Source organism: Paenarthrobacter sp. PH39-S1, from assembly GCF_030063245.1.
GTDB lineage: Bacteria > Actinomycetota > Actinomycetes > Actinomycetales > Micrococcaceae > Arthrobacter_M.
Genome location: NZ_JASISR010000010.1, coordinates 15,671 through 35,292 on the forward strand (window position 1 = coordinate 15,671; position 19,622 = coordinate 35,292).

Sequence of the window (19,622 nt, forward strand, 5' to 3'; positions counted from 1 at the left end):
ATTGTCCAAACACGACGATCCGGCAGCCGGCGAATCAAGCCCGGTCGGGTCAACAGCAGGGTCAATGCTGGGGCCAACACTGACCGATCCTGGACCGACCGCTTCAGCAGCGCCCGACGTAGATCACTCGGCGGGCGCCGCGGAACTGGCGTTGACCGGATTCCGCGTCGGCGTGACCTCGCACCGGCGGTCCCGGGACCTGATCGAGGCGCTGGAGCGGCGCGGCGCCGACGTTTTGTACGCCCCGGCCCTGAAAATCGCACCAGTGGAGGAAGACCTGCCGCTGGCCGAGGACACCCTGGCCATCATCGCCGCCCGGCCGGATATCCTGATCGTGACCACCGCCTACGGCATGCGGCGCTGGTGCGAGGCCGCGGACGCCTCGGGCATCGGGGAAGAGCTGCTCGGCACCCTGGGGAATTGCCGGATCTTCGTCCGCGGCCCCAAGGCCCGGGGAGCCGTACGCGCGGCCGGCCTTAATGACGTCGGCATCAGCAGCGACGAAACCACGGCCACCCTGGTCGATCTGGTGTACGCCGAGGGGGTCAGAGACGTCGGGCCCCCACTGGCCGGGAAGACCATAGCCGTGCAGCTGCACGGCTACACCGATGTGAAGCAGCTCGACCGGCTGCGCGCTGCCGGGGCCACCGTGCTGACGGTTACGCCCTACCGCTGGGTCCGGCCGGAAGGCGAGGACCTGCTGCCCAAACTCATCGACGCGGTCTGCCAGCAGGAATTGGATGTTGTCACCTTCACCAGCGCCCCGGCCGTGGACGCCCTCTGGAGCACAGCGCACGAGATGGGCAGGTACCATGCGCTCATCGACAGTTTCAAGACCTCGGTGGTGGCCGCCGCCGTTGGGCCCGTCACTGCCAAACCCCTGCTGGACGCCGGCATCACTGCGCTGATTCCGGAGCGGTTCCGGATGGGTGCCCTGATCCGTCTGGTCTGCGAGCATTTGGAACGGACCGGTGTCCGGACGCTGCAGACCCAGGCCGGCCAGCTGGAATTGCGCGGGCGTGCGCTGCGCGTCAACGGCATGCCGGTGGAGCTGGCGCCCGCTCCGCTGCTCCTTATTCGTGCCCTGCTGGAGGCCGGCGGTTCGGTGCTCCCGCGTGACACTCTGGTCAGACTGTTGGATCAGCGTGGTGCCGAGCACGCGTTGGACATGACGGTCAGCCGGCTGCGGGCCGCTCTCCCGGACGCCGCCATGATCGAAACTGTTCTCAAGCGCGGCTACCGGCTCCGCGTCTGACCCGTGCCGCGTCTTCGCTTCCCGTCACTACTGCCGGGCGTCGTCGCCCGTGGACGTCGTCGTGGTCGGGCCGCCGTCAACATCGTCGTCCTCCCCTTCCGCCGCAATCTGTGAATGCCGGCGGTCATCCGTGTCTTGGTCGTCCCCTTCCTCACCTTCCGCGGGCGCCTGCCCGTGCACCCGGTCCGCATCTTGTCCCGCTTCATTCCGTTTCATCACATTCTCCTTGCGCATCACGATTCTTCACGGCCGGAAGTTGCTGTTGAGCCTTCATCAGCGCTGTTAATTTCCGGTCCGCAGCGCCTTAACAAGCATACTTAGTGTTAGCGTTGAATGACCGCTTTCGCCTACGGGTTTCAGCTCCGGGCTTGTTCGAAACTCCGGGACCCCGGCTGAGCATGATGAGGAGGAATCTGCCATGGCCGAACGAGGCAGCAGCAAACACGGCGCCAGGCTCGACGACGAGATGAAGCAGGAAGCCCAGAGTATGACGAAGGGTCATCGGGCGGCCCATGTCGAAGAGGGCCGGGAATCCGAGCCGTTCCCGGACAGCACAGACGGCGCCGAGGTTCAGGAAGCCATTGGCCTGACCGCAGATCCGGAGGAGGAAGAGGAAGCGTGAGCCGGTATGACCAGACGGACCGCCGCGCAGTGGGCACTGCCGCAGGATAATCCGGACCCGGAACTTGAGGTCTTGATCCCCACCCGGGGCCGGCCCGCCGAGTTGGCCGTGGTCTTAGCCGGCTTGGCTGCCCAGGACGAGCCGGACTTTTCTGTGATCATCAACGACCAAAGCGACGCGACGGTGGACTGGGGGCACCCCGCTGTCGCCGCAATGATCCGCGTCCTGCGAGCCCAGGGCCGCGCAGTGCGAACCAGCAGGCACCTGCCGAGCCGCGGCCTGGCAGAACACCGCCAGTACCTGCTGGCTCTGGCCGTGGCACGCCGCGTACTCTTTCTGGACAACGACGTTTGGCTTGAACCCGACTCCATGAACCGTAGGAATGAGGCGCTGCAGGATCTGGGTTGCGGTTTCGTCGGCGTGGCGGTTCAGGGCCTGAGCCACTTGGCGGACATCCGGCCCGATGAGCAGACCGCTTTTGAACCATGGGAGGGTCGGGTGCAAGCGGAGCGGATCCGCCGCGCGGAACCGTCCTTCCGGCGATGGCCCCTGCATAATGCTGCCAACCCCGCCCACATGGCCGCCTCCCTGAAGCTTGGTCCGGATCAGTGGCTTGCCTACCGGATCGCGTGGGTGGGTGGCTGTGTGCTCTTTGACCGCCTGGCGCTGGTGGCCTGGAGGCTTTGACTTCTGGCCGCTACTGCCCCTGGACCATTCAGGCGAAGACGTTGCGGCGCAGTGGAAAGTCATGGATGTATGCGGCGGCGCGGCGATGCTGCCATCCGGTGCCGTGCATCTGGAATCCCCGACCACTGTCCCGGAACGGCGGGTGGAAGCCTTCGACGTGGTCTTCCCTCCCGATGGATCTTCTCCAGGCAAGCCCTCTTCAAACATCCCAACCCGGGACAGCACCCATGCAGCCGAACACCTCTGAAAGGCAAATATCATGTCCAATTCACCCAATCCGATTCAGATCCAGAAGTTCCTCGGCGGCATGGACTACCCGGCGAGCCGCGCCCAACTGGTCAGCAAGGCCGAGGACTCCGGTGCAGACGAGCCCGTCCTTGAAGCCCTGCGCAATATACCGGACCGGGAGTTCATCGGCCCCAATGCGGTCAGCCAGGCCGTGTCAGAAGGCTCAAAAGATGTTTGAGAAACTGACCACCGCCCACGAATTGTTCATTTTCAAGCTGGGCTCGGCTCTCAGCATGGAGCAGGACTCGCTGCAGATGCTCGAGGACCTGACCAGCAGGGCGCAGCGGGTGGAACTCAAGGAACTGCTGGAGGAACACACCGCAGAAACCCGCCAGCAACTCGCCAACCTGCAACGCGCCTTTGAGCTCCTCGGCGAAGATATTGATGATTCCCCGTCGCCAACCACTGCGGGACTTGCCAAGGAGGGAAAGACCACCCTGCGGAAAACCATTCCGCAACTGGCGGACCAGGTAATCCTGGCCGGCGCGCTGGAGACCGAACACTATGAGATCGCGGTGTACGAGACCCTGGTTGCCGCAGCGCTGGCGGAAGGCAGGACCGAGCTGGTCTCTATCTTTGAGCAGAATCTCGGCCAGGAGAAAGCCGCGGCGGAAAAGCTTCGTGCCGCCTCCCGCGAAGTCGCGGCCCAGGGGCCGGTGCATTCGCCGGAAGACGAGACGATCTGACCGGAAGGGAACCCGCCTCATCTGCCCCGAGGCTCACGGCCGTATCTCGCAGGGAGTCTGCGGTGTCATCTGGGCGGAGTCGGCAGTGTTCTGGGGCCGTCGATTGTGTGCCGTGGATATGGATGAGTGCCACGGGAATTCCCATGGCACTCATCCATATCCACGGCATCCGGCTGAAAACAGCGGTATGTCTAGTGCTCAAACGCCGTGACGCGCTACATATGGACGTGCAGGCGCCGCGCAGCCTCGGAAATCGACCCGCTGAGCGACGGGTAGACGGTGAACGTGCTGGCCACGTCGTCCACGTGCAGCTTCTGCGTCACGGCGAGCGCGATCGGGAAGATCAATTCGGAAGCGCCGGGACCCACCACGACACCGCCAATCACGGTGCCGGAGCCCTTTCGCGCAATGATCTTGACGAACCCGTCCTTGAAATTACGCATCTTGGCGCGGGCGTTGGTGCGCAGCGACAGCTTAACCACGTCGCCCTGGTACTTACCGGAGGCCAGATCCGCCTCGGACACCCCCACTGAAGCAATTTCCGGCGAGGTGAAGATATTGGAGGACACCTGCAGCAGTTTCAGCGGCCGTACGCCGTCACCGAGCAGATGCGCCACGGCAATCCGGCCCTGCATGGCCGCCACCGAGGCCAGCGCGAACACTCCCGTGCAGTCGCCCGCCGCGTAAACGTTGGACGCCGTCGTCCGGGAGACGCCGTCGACCTTAATATGGCCGCCCTCGGTGAGCGCAACGCCGGCCTCTTCGAGCCCGATTCCCGCGGTATTGGGGATGGAGCCGACGCAGACCAGGCAGTGGCTGCCGGTCACCCTCCGGCCGTCGCCGAGGGTCACGACGACGCCGTCCTCGGTCCGGTCGACGGCGGCGGCTCTGGAGCGGGAGAGCACGGTCATCCCGCGGCGCTCGAAGACATTTTCCAGCACCTGCGCGGCATCCGAGTCCTCCCCCGGCAGCACCTGGTCGCGGCTGGAAATCAGTGTGACCTTGGAGCCCAGCCCATTGTAGGCGGAAGCAAATTCCGCCCCTGTCACCCCGGATCCCACCACGATCAGCTCCGGCGGTACCTCCTGCAGGTGGTACAGCTGAGTCCAGTTAAGGATCCGCTCGCCGTCCGGCTTGGCCGTGGGCAGCTCGCGCGGGTGCGCCCCGACGGAGACCAGAATCGCGTCCGCCGTGATCGTTTCGGTGCTGGCGTCAGCCCCCTCGCCGGTTGTCGCTTCGATCGTATTGTTGTCCAGTATCCTGCCGGTGCCCGGAATAATCCGCACCCCGACCCGCTCCAGGCCAGCATGGATGTCCGCGGATTGTTCGCCGGCCAGGCGCAGCACGCGCTCGTTGACCGCCTTGAGGTCAGCGCGCATCAGGGGCACGTAATCGCCCTCGTCATCGACGTCGAAGCGCACGCCCAGCGCGGCCGCGTCGGTCATCCGGGTCATCGTGTCCGCCGTCGCGATCAGCGTCTTGGATGGGACGACGTCGGTCAGCACCGCGGAGCCGCCGAGGCCGGCCCGCTCCACGATGGTCACCTGCGCGCCCAGGGAGGCGGCAACGATCGCGGCCTCGTACCCGCCGGGGCCGCCGCCCAGAATCGCGATGCTCGGAGCGGACTGGGTGGAAAAAAGATTATGTTGGCTGGTCACAGTAGTTCATTCTCGCCTATCGCGGCCATCCTCACCAAGCCGGTAGGTTATTCTAATGCACACATTTGAATCCTCCGCTGCCCCTGAACCCGCCGCCGATGCCCGCGACGCTGACGCATTAAGGCCGACGACGGCGGCTCCCGGCGCTGCTGCGGCAGAGCCGTTCGCTGCGGTCCCGACCGGCACGGATCCCTTCGAGCTGGCGCGGGCGGCGGCGGACTACATTTCGGAGCATACCGGGGTTGCCACGCACGACATCGCTTTGGTGCTCGGCTCCGGCTGGGGCGAGGCCGCCGGATTGATCGGCGAAACCACCGCCACCCTCAACGCGACGGACATCCCGGGCTTCTCCGCGACTGCGGTGGCAGGCCATGTGGGGACCGTCCGCTCCATCCTGACACCGACCGGCAAACGTGCCCTGGTGCTGGGTGCGCGCACCCACTTTTACGAGGGCAAGGGCGTGCGTGCCGTGGTGCACGGCGTCCGGACCGCCGCTGCCGCCGGGGCCGCCACCCTGGTGCTGACCAACGGCTGCGGCGGTCTCAACGAGGCCTGGGACCCGGGCACTCCCGTGCTGATCAGCGACCACATCAACCTCACGGCCGCGTCCCCGCTGGAAGGCGCCACCTTCGTGGACCTCACCGATCTCTATTCCGCCCGGCTGCGTGCACTGGCTCGCGAAGTGGACCCGAAGCTGGATGAAGGTGTCTACGCGCAATTCACCGGTCCGCATTACGAGACCCCTGCAGAGGTCCAGTACGCCAAGCGGATCGGGGCGGATCTGGTGGGAATGTCCACCGCTCTGGAGGCGATCGCCGCCCGGCACGCGGGGATGGAGGTCTTCGGGATTTCGCTCGTCACCAACCTCGCGGCCGGGATCAGCCCGGTCCCCCTCGACCATCAGGAAGTGCTGGCAGCGGGCCACGCCGCCGGGCCGCGGATCTCCCGGCTGCTGGCGGACATCATCGCCCGGCTGTAGCGCGGCTTCCGCCGTGCCCCCGTACGCCGGCGGACCGTTCTGCGCACCTCCCGGTGCCAGCCCGCGCAGGACGCCCTCCTGCGCAAGGTTCACACCCTAGTCCGCGCAGCTTCCGCCGTATACCCGCTTACGGGCTGAGCCGTTCCCCGGGCCACGATAGGTTGGATCCATGACGCTTCCGGACACCGAACTCCAGCCGCTGCTGCACGCCGCCCGGGCGTGGGCGGATCAGGACCCGGATCCGGTGACCGCCGCGCAGCTGAGGGCACTGATGGTCTGTGCCGGCGGCGCCGACGCCGGGGGCACCGATGCCGGGGGTGCCGACGCAGGGGGCGCCCAGGCAGGGGGCGCCGACGCGGAAGCTGCCCGCCAGGAAGCCGCGCAGCAGGAACTCGCCGACAGCTTCAGCGGCAATCTGCAGTTCGGCACCGCCGGCCTGCGGGCCGCCATGGGGCCCGGACCCAACCGAATGAACCGCGTCGTCGTCCGCCGTGCAGCGGCGGGGCTTGCTGCGTTTCTGCTGAAACGGGCATCCACGGATCCGGCTGCTGCCTCCAAGGGCCAGGACAGCACCACCACCGACAGCACCCTGACCAGAAGCACAGTCCCTGCAACCCCTGCAACCCCGCCCACCACTGCAACCCCTGTAACCCCTGCAACCACAACGATCCACGCCACGACGGACCGCACGCCGTCCTATACCCCCCGCGCCGTCGTCGGCTTCGATGCACGGCACAACTCCGATATTTTTGCGACCGAAAGCGCCGCCATCTTCACCGCGGCCGGCATTGAAACCTTCCTGCTGCCGTGCGCCCTGCCCACACCCTTGCTGGCTTACGCAGTCCGGGCGCTGGACTGCGACGGCGGCGTCATGGTCACGGCCAGCCACAATCACGCCCAAGACAACGGCTACAAGGTGTACCTGGGCGGACGCACCGTGACGGACGCCGGTCAGGGTGCGCAGATCGTTGCACCCTTCGACGAGCTGATCGCCGCGGAAATTGCCGCAATCGGCCCGTTGGCAAGCATCGAACTCGCGGACTCGGGCTGGACCGTTGTGGACGCCGGCTTCACCACCGGGTACCAGGGCGAGGTGCGCTCCCTCGCCGATTCCAAGGCGTTTCCCGCCCGGGATCTGAAGATTGTCTACACCCCGATGCACGGCGTCGGGGGCATGACCGCCGTCGAGGTCCTGAACGGTGCCGGCTTTGAGGATATATCCGTGGTGGCCGCCCAGGCGTTGCCGGATCCGGATTTCCCCACCGTGGCCTTCCCGAACCCGGAGGAGCCCGGTGCACTGGATCTGGCCTTGGAACTGGCGCGGGAGAGCGGCGCGGACATCGTACTGGCGAACGATCCGGATGCGGACCGTGCCGCCGTCGCCGCATTGGATCCCGCCACCGGGTCCTGGCGGATGCTGCGCGGTGACGAAGTGGGAGCCCTGCTCGGGGCCCATATCGCGGCGCGGCTTTCCACCGGGCATTCCGTCTCAAATCAGGCCGACGACGGCGGAACGCGGGCCGGCGGCTCGGGGGCTGGCGACTCGCGGGCAGGCGGCTCGGGGGCCGACGACTCGGGGGCTGGGGGCTGGCCGGTCACCGCTGGCGTCGACTCGAACGTCGGCGCGGACTTCGCCACGCCCGTCTTCGCCAACTCCATCGTTTCCTCCCGGCTGCTGGCCAGGATTTCCGCCGCCCATGGTCTTGCCCACACAGAAACGCTGACGGGTTTCAAATGGATCTCCCGGGTACCGGGCCTTGTCTACGGTTATGAAGAAGCACTGGGATACTGCATCGCGCCGAAACTGGTCCGGGACAAGGATGGCATCTCCGCGGCGCTCCTCATCGCGGAACTTGCGGCGGAGGAGAAAGCACGGGGCCGGACAATCTTCGACACGCTCGATGACCTTGCACTGGAGCACGGCCTGCATGCGGGCGACCAGCTCAGCCTCCGGGTTCCGGATCTGGCGCAGCTGGCAACGATGATGACGGCGCTCCGCCGGGAGCCGCCGGCACAACTGGGCGGATCCGCCGTCGAACATTTAATTGATCTGGCTCAGGGCTCCGACGCGCTGCCGCCCACGGACGGTCTGCTCTTCCTGACGGCTGACGGCAGACGCGTGATCATCCGGCCCAGCGGGACCGAACCCAAGCTCAAGTGTTATCTGGAGGTCATCATCGCGGTGGACGCCGCAGCGGATCTCCCCGAAGCGCGGCGCCGGGCACGTTCGGCCCTGGACTCCACACTCGCGGACCTGCGCGGAATCTTGGCGCCCTGATTCCAAAAATGACGCCCATCCCGCAAAATGACGTGCGCGCCCCGCGTCATTTTGCGGGATGGGCGTCATAAATCTCGGCGTCCACATCAGGACGTCCGCTTCGGGTGCGGCAAGGATTCCGGACGGGGTTATCCACATTCTCTCAGGGTGCTGTTCCCTTGGGCAGCGGCGAAATCCATGCTGGAAAGATGGATTATCACGGATTGATCTTTTGCTCCGAGGTGGCCGCCGTCGGGCAGGATCCGAGGAACCTCGCGCGTCGCGCCAAGGCCGGGCAACTGGTCCGCGTCCGGCGCGGAGTGTATGTGGACGGCGGGACTTGGAAAGGCGCCGATACCTGGCAGCGCTATGGCCTGCGAGCCGAGGCCTTCAACCGCACTGTGGCGGTAGCACCGACGTTTTCCCTGCAGACGTCCGGGCTGCTCTGGGGCCTGGCTCTCCTGGGCTGCCCGAAGGACCTCCATGTGCTGACGTCATTCCAGCAGGGCGGGCGGTCCCTTGCCGGCGTTAAACGTCACTTCGGGTCCATGGACGCTCGGTTGACCGAGCTTGGCGAGTTCCGCACCACGGATAAGGCACGGACAGCGGTTGAACTGATGGCGCGGTTGCCTTTCGCCCAAGCAGTTGCAGTCGCGGATTCCTGCCGCAGGATCCGCGTCGCCCCTGCCCCGTGGGCCGATTCAGTGGCGGGGCCAGAACGCCGAGCGCTGATCGTTGATTGGAAGCGCGATACGCCGCTGGGCCCACCGGTGAGCCTCGATGAGCTCCGGGCAGCCGCGTTGGAGCTCCCCAGCCGGGCCAAGACCGAGCGGGCAACGGCGGTCCTGGAGTTCAGTTCGGACTTGTCGGAATCGGCCGGGGAATCAATGAGTCGGGCGAACATTCACATCCTCGGTTTCCGTGCGCCGGAACTGCAGCACGCGTTCTCCATCCGCGGCGACGTCACAGCGCGAACGGACTTCTACTGGCCCAGAGAACGGGTGGTGGGCGAGTTTGACGGACGGGCGAAGTACACGCGTACAGACTGGGCGAGCGGTAGTTCCGTCGAGGAACGCGTCCTGGCTGAGAAGGACCGGGAGAATAAGAGTCGCGCTTTGGGCATGGGGTTCGCCCGGTGGAACTGGGCCGAAATGATGGATCTGGCCCGACTGGAGAGAATTCTCAGTGATGCTGGGCTACGTCGAACGTCAAAAACGTAAGCGCCAAGAGAAAATGACGCCCATCCCGCAAAATGACGTGCGCCTCGCGCGTCATTTTGCGGGATGGGCGTCATTTCGGCGCTCCCGGCTTACGCCCGCCGCGTTCCCGGCGGGCGGCCGCTGTCACCAGGTCTCCGGCCGGTCCTTCCAGCATCCGGGGTCCCTTCCATACGGCGTGCATCCGCCGTTCCAGGGACAACCCCGGTACCGGCACTTCCACCAGGGCGCCGCTCTCGAGCCATGGGCGGACGGCGAAGATGCTGAGCACGGCCGCGCCGGCGCCGGCAGCAACACTGAGCCGCACGGCCGCGTTGCTGCTCAGCTCCATGGTGGGCGGAACCGGCCCATAGGCCTTCAGCGCGCGATCGAGCGTATTCCGTGTGCCGGACCCGGGTTCGCGCACCACCAAGGCGGTAGAGGCCAACTCCTGAGGCGTCACTCCATTCCGTGCGGACGCCCAAGGATGATCCGGTGCCACCACGACCACCAAGCGGTCTGTGGCCACGATCAACCGATGCAGGCCGGTGGCCAGACGCGGCGACTCCACGAATCCCACGTCCGCCGCTCCCTGGGCAATCAGCTCGAATACCCGGCTCGAGTTCTGGACGGACAAGGTCACGCTGAGGTCGGGATCAGAGCGCTTGAGTGTCGCCAGCCAGCCCGGCATCAGGTATTCGGCAACGGTCATACTTGCCGCTACCTTCAGCCGGGAGAGGCGTTGCGTCTGCAGCGCCTCCGCCGCGGACATCAACTCGCGTGCGCTGTCCAGCGCCGGCCGCGCCCAATCAACAACGACGGCGCCTTCAACCGTCAGCCGCGATCCGCCGGGGCGCCGATCGATCAGAATCACGCCCAGCGAGCGCTCCAGCCGTGCCAGCGACCGGCTCGCGTTCGGCTGCGCCATACCCACGGCGCGCGCCGCCGAGCTCAGGCTGCCGCATTCGGAAACCGCCACCAGAAGTTCAAGGACGGCGAGATCGGGCCAGTTCATGCTCATATCAAAATGATATATTTCCATGCGTCATTGCCGGCTACCGGGTCGGCCCGGGCGCTGGCAGCATCGAAGATATGGATACGACAGAAACAACAACCACCCCCGCGACCTTTGACACTTCGCTTTCGGATCCGCTGCCTTCGGATCCACTACGAGGCCAGGTTTCCGATCCGCCTTCGGATCCACTACGAGGCCAGGTTTCCGATCCGCCTTCGGGTGCGGTTACCGATCCCCGTGCAGATTCGGTTTCCCGCCGGACTACCTTCACGGACGCCGGCTACCGCTGGTTCCGCGCTGTGGCACCTGGCCTAGGCGCCTGCGCGGCCGCCGTGCTGGCCGCGATGGGAATCGGCTGGTTCGTCCCGACCGTGAGCCTGCTGCTGATCGCCATCGTTCTGGGCGCGGTGCTGCGGAATGTGGTCCGGTTACCGGCCGTACTGGACCCGGGATTCAGGTTTGCGGCCAGAACTCTCCTGCGGGCCGGCGTGGTCCTGTTGGGCCTGCAGCTCCTGCTCGGGGACATCCTCGGGCTCGGTGCAGGAATGATCCTGGTGGTCGTCGGTATTGTCGGCATCGGCATTTTGGGTACCCTGCTGCTCGGCAAATGGATGGGCATCAGCCCCACACAGCGCCTGCTGATTGCCTGCGGATTTTCCATCTGCGGTGCGGCGGCCGTGGCGGCGGTGGACGGGGTGATCGAAACCGAGGATGAGCAGGAGGTGGTGACAGCCATTGCCCTGGTGGTGATTTTCGGAACGCTGATGATCCCGTTTATTCCCTTCGCCGCCGGATTCCTGGGCCTTTCCGATCAACAAGGCGGCATGTGGGCCGGTGGTTCCATCCACGAAGTGGCGCAGGTGGTGGCGGCGGGTGGAGCGATCGGCGGCGCCGCACTCGGTGTGGCGGTGATCGTCAAGCTGGCACGCATTCTCATGCTGGCGCCGGTTATGGCCGTGGTCAGCATGCGCTGCCGCCGGTCCATGAGCCAGACGGACAGCACCTCGCGCCGCCCCCCGATCATGCCGCTCTTCGTCCTGGGCTTCATCGTGATGATGCTGATCCGATCCACCGGACTTGTTCCGTCCGCGGTGCTGACTATTGCCGGCGCGGGCCAAACCTCGCTGCTGGCGGCTGCCATGTTCGCTCTTGGAACCGGCGTTCACCTTAAATCACTCCGGGCCGTGGGGTTCAAACCGTTCGTCCTCGCGGCCGCTTCCACTGTGCTTGTGGCGGCCACGTCCCTGACCGGCATCCTGCTGGTCAGCTGAGCCGGAACTGTCGGTCCGCCGTGGGAGCATTGAGCTAACGAACTCCTACAGGAAGGCCGCACCATGACCTCTCTCCCCGGCACCCCGGCCAGCGCCCCCACCTCGGAACTGGCCAGGTACATCGACCACACGCTGCTGAAGCCGGAGGCCAGCGAGGCGGATGTGCTCAAAATCTGCGCGGAGGCTGTCACACACAGGTTCAAGTCCGTCTGCGTGAACCCGATCTGGGTCAAGACCGTGCACAACGCGCTCAAGGGCACCGGTGTGCTCACCTGTTCGGTGATTGGGTTCCCGCTTGGCGCCACGCCGACCGATGTCAAGAGGTTCGAGGCCCGCGGCGCCGTCCTGGACGGTGCCGATGAAATCGACATGGTCATCAACATCGCCTCGGCGCGCGCGTTGGACAAGGGCGCCCTGGTGGAGGACATCTCCGCCGTCGCCGAAGAGGTGCATGCCGGCGAGTCGATCCTGAAAGTCATTATTGAAACTTCCCTCCTCACCGACCAGGCGAAGGTGGTGGCCTGCCGCGCCGCCGTCGAAGCCGCGGCGGACTACGTCAAGACGTCAACCGGTTTCAACGGAGGCGGCGCCACCGTCGCGGACGTGGCTCTGATGCGTGCCACCGTTGGGCCGGGGCCGGGGGTCAAGGCCTCCGGCGGGATCCGTACGCTTGCCGACGCACGCGCCATGATCAACGCGGGCGCAACCCGAATCGGCGCCAGCGCCGGCGTCGCCATTGTCCGTGAAGAAGCCTACGGCCTGAGCCATGTCGCTGCCGGTGCGGGCGGCACGGCAGCGGATCCAGTGACCGATGACGGGCATCCCGCGGGATCGTACTAAGCTTTTAGGCAGAACCGTTAGCCGGTGCAGTCGGCGCCCAATTACACCCCCTAGGGGGCCAGGAGGAACTATGTCCAACCGTGCGCAAGAGCGTGAGAACAGTCTCGTTCAGAGCGTTATTCTCTTCGCCATCTTCTTCGTGCTCTTCCTCGGCGGCATCTTCGCAATGTCCTTTCTGTCGTTGGAGAACGCCCTGCCCATGGCAATCGCGCTGGGGCTGTGTTTCGTGGCATTGGTCATCCCCCTGACCTGGCTGAATAAATCCGACTCGGGTGCCAACCAGTAGCCGTCCGGCCCAACCAGTAGCCGTCCGGCAGAACCGCGACGTCCGGCAGAACGACGACGGCGCCACCACCAACCGCAGCGCCGGTCCCGGTCCGCTCGGGTCGGCCGCGCTTCAGTAATGGTGCGGCCGCCGGGTTGCCATCGGGCAATGCATTGCCGGCCCGATGAGGGAGAAACCGACGCCACTATTGCGTGAAGATCGCCTCCAGCACACCCTGCGCCCAGGCCAGCACCTCGGCGTCGGCCAGGTCCCGACCGCCGATCCGCGCGGTTTTCGGCTTGGGAATCAGCACGGCGTCCAGCGCATTCTTCACCATCGATCCCGGGTACATCCGCTGCAGCCGCATCAGCTTGGACTCGGGCAGTTGCGCGGGCGCAAATTTGATGAAATTGCCCTGCAGCGCCACGTCGGTCAGCCCCGCAGCGCGCGCGGCGACGCGGAATCGGGCGACGGCGATCAGGTTCAGTGCCGCTGCCGGCGGCTCCCCGTACCGGTCGGTCAGTTCGGCCAGTACTTCCTGGATGGCCTCCTCCGTCGCCGCCGCTGCCAGCTTGCGGTAGGCCTCCAGCCGCAGCCGCTCCCCCGGCACGTAATCGTGCGGCAGGTGCGCGTTGACGGGCAGCTCAATCTTCATTTCTGCCGGACGTTCCTCGGACTCGCCGCGGTAGTCCGCCACGGCCTCGCCCACCAGCCGGATGTACAGGTCAAAGCCCACACCCTGAATATGCCCGGACTGCTCCCCACCCAGCAGGTTACCGGCGCCGCGGATTTCCAGGTCCTTGAGGGCCAGCTGCATCCCGGCACCGAGCTCGTTGTGCGCCGCCACGGCCTTGAGCCGCTCCAGCGCCACCTCGCCCAGCGGCTTGTCGAACGGGTACAGGAAGTAGGCGTACGCGCGTTCGCGTCCGCGTCCCACCCGGCCGCGGAGCTGATGCAGCTGCGAGAGGCCGAAGTTATCCGCCCGGTCCACAATCAGCGTGTTGGCGTTGGAGATATCCAACCCGGTCTCAACGATCGTGGTGCAGACCAGCACGTCGAAGCGCTTCTCCCAAAAATCGACAATGATCTGCTCCAGCCGGGACTCGCTCATCTGCCCGTGGGCCACCGCCACCCGCGCCTCCGGCACCAGCTCACGGATATGCGCGGCGGTCCGGTCTATCGAAGACACCCGGTTATGCACAAAGAACACCTGTCCCTCGCGCATCAGCTCGCGCCGTATCGCCGCTGAGGCCTGCTTGTCCGTATATGGCCCCACATAGGTCAGCACCGGATGCCGTTCCTCGGGCGGCGTGGCCAGCGTGGAGGTCTCCCGGATTCCGGTCAGCGACATCTCCAACGTGCGGGGAATCGGCGTTGCGCTCATCGCCAGCACATCCACATTGGTGCGCATCTTCTTGAGCTCTTCCTTGTGCTCCACCCCGAAGCGCTGTTCCTCATCAACAATCACCAGCCCCAGATCCTTGAACTGGACCTCCTTGGAGAGCAGCCGGTGCGTGCCGATCACCACGTCCACGGCTCCGCTGCGCAGACCTTCGACGGTTTCCTTGGTTTCCTTCGCCGTCTGGAACCGGGACAGCGGCTTAATCCGCACCGGAAAGCCGGAAAACCGCTCGCCGAAAGTCTCCAGGTGCTGCTGTGCCAGCAGCGTCGTCGGCACCAGCATCGCCACCTGCTTGCCGTCCTGCACGGCCTTGAACGCCGCGCGAACCGCGATCTCGGTCTTCCCGTAGCCCACGTCGCCGGAGACCAGCCGGTCCATCGGGACTTCCTTCTCCATGTCCGCCTTGACCTCGTTGATCGTGGTCAGCTGGTCCGGGGTCTCCACGTAGGGAAACGCCTCCTCCAGCTCGCGCTGCCAGGGCGTGTCCGGACCGAAGGCATGCCCCCGGGTCGCCATCCGGGCCGAATACAGCCGGATCAGCTCGCCGGCGATCTCCTTGACGGCCTTGCGCGCCTTGTTCTTGGTGCTGGCCCAGTCCGAGCCACCCATCTTGCTCAGCGCGGGGGCATCGCCGCCAACATAGGCAGTGATCTGGTCCAGCTGATCGGTCGGCACGAAGAGCCTGTCCCCCGGTGCACTGCGCTTGGACGGCGCGTATTCGAGCACCAGGTACTCCCGCAGCCCCGCGCCCCCGCTGGCACTGGTCGAGACCTTCCGCTGGATCAGCTCCACGAATTTGCCCACACCGTGCTGCTCATGGACAACAAAATCACCCGCGCGCAGCTGCAGCGGATCCACAGCATTGCGGCGCTTGGACGGCAGCTTGCGCATGTCGCGGGTCGAACTGACCGAGTTCTTCCCCAGCAGGTCTGCCTCGGTCAGCAGCCCCAGCTTCAATCCGTCAAAGACAAAACCGCGCCCGACGGCGGCAGTAGTGATCTCGATAATGCCTGCCTGCGGCGGCCGGTCCAGACTGTCCACCCGGGCCGCGGGGATGTTGGCGTCGTGGAACAATTCGGCCAGCCGCTGAGCCGGTCCCGGGGCGCCCGTCGCCACTACCACACGCCACTGATCGCGGACCCTGGAGCCGATGAACTCCATCATCTCTGCCACGTCCCCCTGGTATCCGCGCGGTTCGCGGGCCGGCAGGTTCAGCACATCGATGTCCGGCAGCAGATCCTCATCCGTGCTGAAAGAGGTGATGGACCACCAGCTCACGCCGGCGGCGAGCGCACTGGCCCGGGTTTGGGCAAGGGATTTGAAACTTGCCGCCGCCAGATCCAATCCTTCTTGCGAGCCGAGGTCCAGCGGAGCAACACCACCCTCGGACGCCGTGGACCAGGCAGCCTCCAGGAACTCCTCGTTCGTGGATTCCAGATCGTGAGCGCGCGCCCTGACCTTCTCCGGCTCCACTACCACGGCCACGGACCCGGCCGGGAACAGCGACGTCAGCGGCACCATGCCGTCCACCAGTGCCGGAGCCAGGGACTCCATCCCTTCCACGGCAATACCGCCGGCAATCTTTTCCAGCATGGCCGCGGCAGCGGGCATCTTGTCCTTGAGGAGTGCGGCCCGGGACATCACCGAGGGTGTGATCAGGATTTCCCGACACGGCGGCGCGTATAGCGTCGTCGGGTGCACCATGCCCTCCGCTGCGAGTGAGCGTTGGTCCGCCACGGCGAACCAACGCATCTGCTCCACCTCATCCCCAAAGAATTCCACCCGAATCGGATGGTCCTCGGTGGGCGGGAAAACGTCCAGAATGCCGCCCCGGACCGCAAACTCACCTCGGTGAGTGACCATGTCCACCCGGGCATAGGCGGCACCGGCAAGGCGCGTAATCAGATCCGTGAAGGAGACCTCATCACCCACCGACACCGTGACCGGTAACAGGTCGCCGAGCCCTGCCACCAGCGGCTGCACTACGGCCCGGACCGGAGCCACCACAACTTGCAGGTTTTCACCCGGCTGCGGGTGGCTGAGCCGGCGCAGCACAGCCAATCTGCGGCCCACCGTGTCCGAGCGCGGCGAAAGACGCTCGTGCGGCAGCGTTTCCCAACTGGGAAATTCCGCCACCGCATCCGCGGGCAGAAACGCACGCAGCGCCGCCGCGACATCCTCGGTTTCGCGTCCGGTCGCGGTCACCGCCAGCACAACGCCGGGTCGTCCCTCCGGCCCGGGGACGTCCGCCAGCCCCTCGGCCACCTCAGCCAGCAGCGCGGCGCGCAGACCCGACGGCGCGCCGAACTGGAGATCCTGGCTGCGGTCGGCGTGCGGCCTGGCCGCATATTGACGGACCCGCGCGAAGGCGGGATCGTCGGCAAGGGCAGTTCGCAGACCGTTCAGGCTCATGGATGTTTTCTCCTCGGCAGGCACAACACAACAACCCGACGTTCGTAAAGAACCCCGGGGACGCCTCAAGCTTACGCGTCGGAGGGCGCAGCCGCCCGGCCTGTATCCTGAAATCTGCCCAACCACCGCTCAGCCATCCCGGAGGAAACATGGCGCTCCGCGCAACGACCAACCTGCCCCACCCGGTCCACCGGGTCACGGAAGTCTTCACGGACGAGGATTTCATCCGCAGCAGCAGTGAATCAGTGGGCGGGAAATTGGTTTCCTTTGAGCGGAACGGCGCGTTGGATTCCGCGTTCAGTACGAAAACCGTCCGGACCCTGCCCACAAACCGGCTGCCGGATCTGGCCAAAAAATTTGTCGGCGCGTCCATTACCGTCACCCAGCTTGAGGATTGGTCGGTCCCGGAAGCCGACGGCTCCCGCACGGTAGACCTCACGCTGACCGTTTCCGGCGCACCCCTGACGGTCACCGCCGTCGAACGTCTGGTAACAGAAGGCGCAGGCAGCCGGGTGGACCTGGAAGGGACCGTCACCTCGACCATGCCTTTCCTCGGCGCCAAAATTGCCGAAGCCGCCGAACCAATGATCGGCAAGGCCCTGAACCTGCAGTCCACCCATGCGCGGAGCTGGCTGGAAAACCACCCCGCCTAAGACCATCCCGTCCCCCGGATTTTGGAGAACCCCCTCGTGCAACTCCCCATACCCCTGTCCATTGTGCTGATCGTTGCCGGTCTCTGGTCTTTGATCGTCTGGCCGCAGTTCATGCGCCGCGTGCTCAAGGATCCGAAGGCGCGCGATGAAGCGGGCAAGGCCACGCGCTTTTTGACGGTGCACCTGATGCTCGTCTCCACGTCCATGGTGCTGGGCCTGGCCACGGCCGTGATCGGTATCCGCGCGCTGGTCAGCTGACCCCCGCTACCCGTCCCAACTAGGTCGCAGCAGGTGCACCCAAATCTCGTTTTGAGTGCACCTGCTGCGACCTAGTTGGGGGAGGCGACGGCAGGCGGACGGGTATGGTGGTTCCGCGCCCCAGCACCGAGTCCGCTATCACCCCTCCCCCAGTCAGACTCGGCACAGCCGTCAGGCCGGCCAGCATAGGTTCCGACGCCACCGTCCGCCGCGCAGCAGCGTTCGGGTGAATCAGGAGCACATGGCGTTGGACGTCACTGACATTGGCCGGCTCTGTCTCCACCGTGGGCCATTTCTCCCCGGAAATGGGTGTTCGCGTGTGCTCAGCATTACCTTCCGGTAGGTTAGTCCGGGGCGCGCCCACCTTACGGTCGTCCCCGGAGTCCTGCTTCGTCTCCCGCCATCTCACTTCGGTCTCCGCAGCCTCACTTCGGTCTCCGGTAGCATGGAACCAGGTGCGCCGGGAAGTCTGGTCGGCAATCGATTTGCCGTACCCTCCCTCCGATTGTGAGAAACCGCTGATGTCAGCATCCATTCCTCCCGCCCATTCCCGCCGGAAACGTCCCGCGGCCCGCATTTTCAGCCGGTCCAGCTACCCCGAACAACTGCGGATCACCGCCATCCTGCGCAAGGAGACCGTTGGCGGAGCGCTGCTGCTCATCGCCACGGTGTCCGCCCTCGTCTGGGCGAACTCCGCCGCCTCGCACAGCTACTTCGCTCTCCGCGACACCGTCGTTGGCGTGGATTTCCTGCATCTGAACCTGCCACTGGGGAACTGGGCGGCGGACGGCCTGCTGGCCATCTTCTTCTTCGTTGCCGGGCTGGAGCTCAAGCGCGAATTTGTGGCCGGGGACCTGCGGAACCCAAGCCGTGCCGCCGTACCGGTTGCCGCCGCCGCCGGCGGGGTGGCCCTTCCCGCGGTGCTCTACACCGTGGTCAACCTCACCGCCGGACCGGAGGCGCTCCGCGGCTGGGCCATCCCCACCGCCACGGACATCGCCTTCGCGCTGGCCGTACTGGCGGTCATCAGCACCCACCTTCCGGCCGCCTTGCGCACCTTCCTGCTGACCCTGGCCGTGGTGGACGATCTGATGGCGATCGCCATCATCGCCGTGTTCTACCCCGGAGAGCTCCACCTTGAAATGCTGGCCTTCGCGCTGATCCCCCTCGCTGCCTTCACCTATCTGGTGCAGAAACGTATCCGCAGCTGGTACCTGCTGGTGCCTTTGGCGCTGGCGGTCTGGGTCCTGATTCATGCCTCCGGCATCCACGCCACGGTGGCCGGCGTTCTGCTCGGGTTCGCCGTGCCGGTGCTGCGCTCACGCAAAAACGGTGGTCCCGAGGCCGGCCCCGGGTTGGCGGAACACTTTGAACACCGGATCCGTCCTCTGTCCGCGGGGATAGCCGTGCCCGTGTTCGCTTTTTTCTCCGCCGGCGTCGCGATCGGAGGCGCGGATGGACTGAAGTCCGCCGTTACCGACCCGGTGGCTGTCGGCATCGTGGTGGCGCTGGTTGCAGGGAAAGCACTGGGGGTTTTCGGCGCTACCTTAATCGTCACCAAAACCACCAAGGCAGAGCTCGACGACGGCCTGGCCTGGATCGATGTGGCCGGCCTGGCGCTGCTGGCCGGCGTCGGGTTCACTGTCTCGCTGCTGATCAGCGAGCTGAGCTTCGGTGTGGACTCCGCCCACAACGACCATGCCAAGGTGGCGATTCTGATCGGTTCGCTGGTCTCGGCGCTGCTCGCCGCCGTCGTACTGCGCATCCGGAACCGGCACTACCGCACCATCGCGCTGCTGGAGGCTGCGGATCAGGACGGCGACGGCGTCCCGGACGTTTTCGATAAAGTGTGACTCAAGAAAGTGTGACCCAAGGCAG

Annotated in this window: 18 protein-coding genes; 14 read left to right on the forward strand and 4 right to left on the reverse strand. The window is 65.8% G+C overall.

Annotation, left to right across the window (positions count from 1 at the left end; translation table 11 throughout):
• Positions 1-64 precede the first annotated feature (64 nt).
• Positions 65-1,255, forward strand: coding sequence for a uroporphyrinogen-III synthase (locus QMG52_RS08210; protein WP_502920470.1), 1,191 nt, complete (start codon positions 65-67; stop codon positions 1,253-1,255).
• 27 nt (positions 1,256-1,282) lie between these two features.
• Here the strand turns inward: QMG52_RS08210 and QMG52_RS08215 are convergent, their stop codons facing one another.
• Positions 1,283-1,471 (reverse strand): hypothetical protein, encoded by a 189-nt coding sequence (locus QMG52_RS08215; RefSeq protein ID WP_283559933.1) that lies wholly within the window; start codon positions 1,469-1,471, stop codon positions 1,283-1,285.
• Positions 1,472-1,673: 202 nt separating this feature from the next.
• On the opposite strand from QMG52_RS08215, the gene QMG52_RS08220 reads away from it, so the two are divergent.
• The 4 genes from QMG52_RS08220 to QMG52_RS08235 all read left to right on the forward strand — a co-directional run bounded on the left by QMG52_RS08220 (position 1,674) and on the right by QMG52_RS08235 (position 3,538).
• Positions 1,674-1,877, forward strand: a complete 204-nt coding sequence (locus tag QMG52_RS08220; protein ID WP_283559934.1) for a hypothetical protein — start codon at positions 1,674-1,676, stop codon at positions 1,875-1,877.
• Between the two features lie 6 nt (positions 1,878-1,883).
• The gene (locus QMG52_RS08225) at positions 1,884-2,564 is read left to right on the forward strand and encodes a glycosyltransferase family A protein (RefSeq protein WP_283559935.1); all 681 of its coding nucleotides are present in this window, start codon (positions 1,884-1,886) and stop codon (positions 2,562-2,564) included.
• A gap of 259 nt (positions 2,565-2,823) precedes the next feature.
• Entirely contained in the window at positions 2,824-3,030 is a 207-nt protein-coding gene (locus QMG52_RS08230; protein ID WP_283559936.1) for a DUF2795 domain-containing protein, read from the forward strand.
• Entirely contained in the window at positions 3,023-3,538 is a 516-nt protein-coding gene (locus QMG52_RS08235; protein ID WP_283559937.1) for a YciE/YciF ferroxidase family protein, read from the forward strand. Before QMG52_RS08230 ends, QMG52_RS08235 begins: the two co-directional genes overlap by 8 nt.
• Positions 3,539-3,753: 215 nt before the next feature.
• On the opposite strand, the gene QMG52_RS08240 is transcribed toward QMG52_RS08235, so the two are convergent.
• Positions 3,754-5,109 (reverse strand): NAD(P)H-quinone dehydrogenase, encoded by a 1,356-nt coding sequence (locus QMG52_RS08240; RefSeq protein ID WP_502920471.1) that lies wholly within the window; start codon positions 5,107-5,109, stop codon positions 3,754-3,756.
• Between the two features lie 142 nt (positions 5,110-5,251).
• Here QMG52_RS08240 and QMG52_RS08245 point away from each other — a divergent pair, with 142 nt between their 5' ends.
• From QMG52_RS08245 to QMG52_RS08255, 3 genes are all read left to right on the forward strand, one after another.
• Entirely contained in the window at positions 5,252-6,175 is a 924-nt protein-coding gene (locus tag QMG52_RS08245) for a purine-nucleoside phosphorylase (RefSeq protein ID WP_283559939.1), read from the forward strand.
• 169 nt (positions 6,176-6,344) lie between these two features.
• Positions 6,345-8,453 (forward strand): phospho-sugar mutase, encoded by a 2,109-nt coding sequence (locus QMG52_RS08250; protein ID WP_283559940.1) that lies wholly within the window; start codon positions 6,345-6,347, stop codon positions 8,451-8,453.
• Between the two features lie 188 nt (positions 8,454-8,641).
• A complete protein-coding gene (locus QMG52_RS08255; RefSeq protein WP_283559941.1) occupies positions 8,642-9,652 on the forward strand; it encodes a type IV toxin-antitoxin system AbiEi family antitoxin domain-containing protein in 1,011 nt (336 codons plus the stop codon).
• 70 nt (positions 9,653-9,722) lie between these two features.
• Here the strand turns inward: QMG52_RS08255 and QMG52_RS08260 are convergent, their stop codons facing one another.
• Positions 9,723-10,649: a LysR family transcriptional regulator gene (locus tag QMG52_RS08260; RefSeq protein ID WP_283559942.1), complete on the reverse strand. Its 927-nt coding sequence runs from the start codon at positions 10,647-10,649 to the stop codon at positions 9,723-9,725.
• Between the two features lie 71 nt (positions 10,650-10,720).
• Between QMG52_RS08260 and QMG52_RS08265 the strand changes: the two genes are divergently transcribed.
• The 3 genes from QMG52_RS08265 (at position 10,721) to QMG52_RS08275 (ending at position 13,040) form a co-directional block, all read left to right on the forward strand.
• Positions 10,721-11,914: a YeiH family protein gene (locus QMG52_RS08265; RefSeq protein ID WP_283559943.1), complete on the forward strand. Its 1,194-nt coding sequence runs from the start codon at positions 10,721-10,723 to the stop codon at positions 11,912-11,914.
• A 63-nt stretch (positions 11,915-11,977) separates the two neighbouring features.
• On the forward strand, positions 11,978-12,754 hold the full coding sequence (gene deoC, locus QMG52_RS08270; RefSeq protein WP_283559944.1) for a deoxyribose-phosphate aldolase: 777 nt from the start codon (positions 11,978-11,980) through the stop codon (positions 12,752-12,754).
• A gap of 70 nt (positions 12,755-12,824) precedes the next feature.
• Positions 12,825-13,040 (forward strand): hypothetical protein, encoded by a 216-nt coding sequence (locus QMG52_RS08275; RefSeq protein ID WP_283559945.1) that lies wholly within the window; start codon positions 12,825-12,827, stop codon positions 13,038-13,040.
• Positions 13,041-13,224: 184 nt separating this feature from the next.
• Here QMG52_RS08275 and mfd read toward each other — a convergent pair whose 3' ends face one another.
• A complete protein-coding gene (gene mfd, locus QMG52_RS08280; protein ID WP_283559946.1) occupies positions 13,225-16,833 on the reverse strand; it encodes a transcription-repair coupling factor in 3,609 nt (1,202 codons plus the stop codon).
• Between the two features lie 149 nt (positions 16,834-16,982).
• Here mfd and QMG52_RS08285 point away from each other — a divergent pair, with 149 nt between their 5' ends.
• The 3 genes from QMG52_RS08285 to nhaA all read left to right on the forward strand — a co-directional run bounded on the left by QMG52_RS08285 (position 16,983) and on the right by nhaA (position 19,597).
• Positions 16,983-17,486 carry a DUF2505 domain-containing protein gene (locus tag QMG52_RS08285; protein ID WP_283559947.1) on the forward strand — a complete coding sequence of 168 codons (504 nt, stop codon included), beginning with the start codon at positions 16,983-16,985 and terminating at the stop codon, positions 17,484-17,486.
• Between the two features lie 36 nt (positions 17,487-17,522).
• A complete protein-coding gene (locus QMG52_RS08290) occupies positions 17,523-17,744 on the forward strand; it encodes an SCO4848 family membrane protein (RefSeq protein ID WP_283559948.1) in 222 nt (73 codons plus the stop codon).
• Between the two features lie 521 nt (positions 17,745-18,265).
• A complete protein-coding gene (gene nhaA, locus QMG52_RS08295) occupies positions 18,266-19,597 on the forward strand; it encodes a Na+/H+ antiporter NhaA (RefSeq protein WP_283559949.1) in 1,332 nt (443 codons plus the stop codon).
• Positions 19,598-19,622: the final 25 nt, after the last annotated feature.

Excerpts from the sequence above, each read along its gene's own strand:
- QMG52_RS08225 (WP_283559935.1), top strand. The coding sequence starts at position 1,884 with ATGACCAGACGGACCGCCGCGCAGTGGGCACTGCCGCAGGATAATCCG.
- QMG52_RS08235 (WP_283559937.1), top strand. The coding sequence starts at position 3,023 with ATGTTTGAGAAACTGACCACCGCCCACGAATTGTTCATTTTCAAGCTG.
- QMG52_RS08215 (WP_283559933.1), bottom strand. The coding sequence starts at position 1,471 with ATGAAACGGAATGAAGCGGGACAAGATGCGGACCGGGTGCACGGGCAG.
- nhaA (WP_283559949.1), top strand. The coding sequence starts at position 18,266 with ATGTCAGCATCCATTCCTCCCGCCCATTCCCGCCGGAAACGTCCCGCG.
- QMG52_RS08210 (WP_502920470.1), top strand. The coding sequence starts at position 65 with ATGCTGGGGCCAACACTGACCGATCCTGGACCGACCGCTTCAGCAGCG.
- QMG52_RS08255 (WP_283559941.1), top strand. The coding sequence starts at position 8,642 with ATGGATTATCACGGATTGATCTTTTGCTCCGAGGTGGCCGCCGTCGGG.
- QMG52_RS08245 (WP_283559939.1), top strand. The coding sequence starts at position 5,252 with ATGCACACATTTGAATCCTCCGCTGCCCCTGAACCCGCCGCCGATGCC.
- deoC (WP_283559944.1), top strand. The coding sequence starts at position 11,978 with ATGACCTCTCTCCCCGGCACCCCGGCCAGCGCCCCCACCTCGGAACTG.
- QMG52_RS08275 (WP_283559945.1), top strand. The coding sequence starts at position 12,825 with ATGTCCAACCGTGCGCAAGAGCGTGAGAACAGTCTCGTTCAGAGCGTT.
- QMG52_RS08260 (WP_283559942.1), bottom strand. The coding sequence starts at position 10,649 with ATGAGCATGAACTGGCCCGATCTCGCCGTCCTTGAACTTCTGGTGGCG.
- QMG52_RS08285 (WP_283559947.1), top strand. The coding sequence starts at position 16,983 with ATGGCGCTCCGCGCAACGACCAACCTGCCCCACCCGGTCCACCGGGTC.
- mfd (WP_283559946.1), bottom strand. The coding sequence starts at position 16,833 with ATGAGCCTGAACGGTCTGCGAACTGCCCTTGCCGACGATCCCGCCTTC.
- QMG52_RS08230 (WP_283559936.1), top strand. The coding sequence starts at position 2,824 with ATGTCCAATTCACCCAATCCGATTCAGATCCAGAAGTTCCTCGGCGGC.
- QMG52_RS08250 (WP_283559940.1), top strand. The coding sequence starts at position 6,345 with ATGACGCTTCCGGACACCGAACTCCAGCCGCTGCTGCACGCCGCCCGG.
- QMG52_RS08220 (WP_283559934.1), top strand. The coding sequence starts at position 1,674 with ATGGCCGAACGAGGCAGCAGCAAACACGGCGCCAGGCTCGACGACGAG.
- QMG52_RS08265 (WP_283559943.1), top strand. The coding sequence starts at position 10,721 with ATGGATACGACAGAAACAACAACCACCCCCGCGACCTTTGACACTTCG.